Annotated in this window: 1 protein-coding gene and 1 pseudogene; one reads left to right on the forward strand and one right to left on the reverse strand. The window is 72.7% G+C overall.

What is annotated here, in order from left to right:
- The coding region (moaC, locus tag G6026_RS13935; protein ID WP_182613518.1) for a cyclic pyranopterin monophosphate synthase MoaC at window positions 1-587 on the reverse strand (587 nt) is incomplete at its 3' end.
- 99 nt (window positions 588-686) lie between these two features.
- On the opposite strand from moaC, the pseudogene G6026_RS17510 reads away from it, so the two are divergent.
- Window positions 687-1,240 (forward strand): annotated as a pseudogene (locus tag G6026_RS17510) (NADH:flavin oxidoreductase/NADH oxidase); the annotation flags it as partial.

Consider the following 1,240-nt stretch of genomic DNA (forward strand, 5'->3'; position numbering starts at 1 on the left):
CGTCGCCCGTGCGCGGCGGCGGTGGAGGAGACGACGACGACGGCGCTGCGACCCGACTCCACCGCGGCCCGCCCGGCGGCGGCGGGGGGTGACTCGTCCTGGTCCCTGGTCCAGTCGCCCCGTTTCCCGCCGGACTTGGCGGCCAGCCTCACCCCGTCCATCGTGGCCAGCGGGTCGACGGCCTTGACCATGTCGTGCAGTGTCAGCCCGGCCACCGAGACAGCCGTGAGCGCCTCCATCTCCACGCCCGTGCGGCCGGTCGTCGTGGCTGTGGCCGACACCCGGATCTCACCGGCCGGCGCGTCGAGCTGGAAGCGCACCTTGACCGAGTTCAGGGGGATCTGGTGGCACAACGGGATCAGCTCCGAGGTCTTCTTGGCCGCGCCGATACCGGCCAACCGGGCGGTGGCCAGCACGTCGGCTTTCCCCAACTCGTCCCCCGACACCATCGTCACGACCTCGGGCCGGGTGCGGAAGACCCCCTCGGCGGTGGCGGTGCGGGTGGTGACGGCCTTGCCGCCCACGTCGACCATCCGAACCCGGCCCTCGGCGTCGAGGTGGGTCAGATCCGGGTGGGCATCAGTCATGGCGACCACGCTAGTCGCCGGTGCCGGAGTGCGTGAGAGAGCGTGCCGGGGGTGGTGCCCCGCGATCCGGACCCGGCCTGCAGGGGTTTAATCGACGGAATGCCACTCCTCTTCGACCCCATCCGCATCCGCGATCTCGAGATCCGCAACCGCGCGTGGCTCTCGCCCATGTGCCAGTACTCGTGCGACGCCCGCGACGGCGTCCCCACCCCGTGGCATCTCGTGCACCTGGGTGCGCGGGCGCAGGGCGGGTTCGGACTGATCCTCGCGGAGGCGTCCGCCGTCGTGCCCGAGGGCCGGATCAGCCCCCACGACGCCGGGATGTGGAACGACGCGCAGCGGAACGCATGGGCGCCGATCGTGGACTTCGTCCACTCGCAGGGCGCCGCGATCGGCATCCAGCTCGCCCATGCCGGGCGAAAGGCGTCGACCCACCGGGCTTTCCCCGGGGAGCCCACCGGGTCGATCCCGGTGGCGGAGGGCGGGTGGACCACTGTCGCCCCCTCGGCCATCCCGTTCGGCGACATGGCGGCCCCGGTCGCGCTCGACGCCGACGGGATCCGAGCTGTCGTCGACGCCTTCGCCGCGGCCGCCCGACGCGCGGACGAGGCGGGCTTCGATGTGGTCGAGGTCCACGCCGCCCACGGCTACCT

Origin of the sequence: Dietzia sp. DQ11-38-2, from assembly GCF_014145055.1 — a bacterium.
Lineage (GTDB): Bacteria > Actinomycetota > Actinomycetes > Mycobacteriales > Mycobacteriaceae > Dietzia.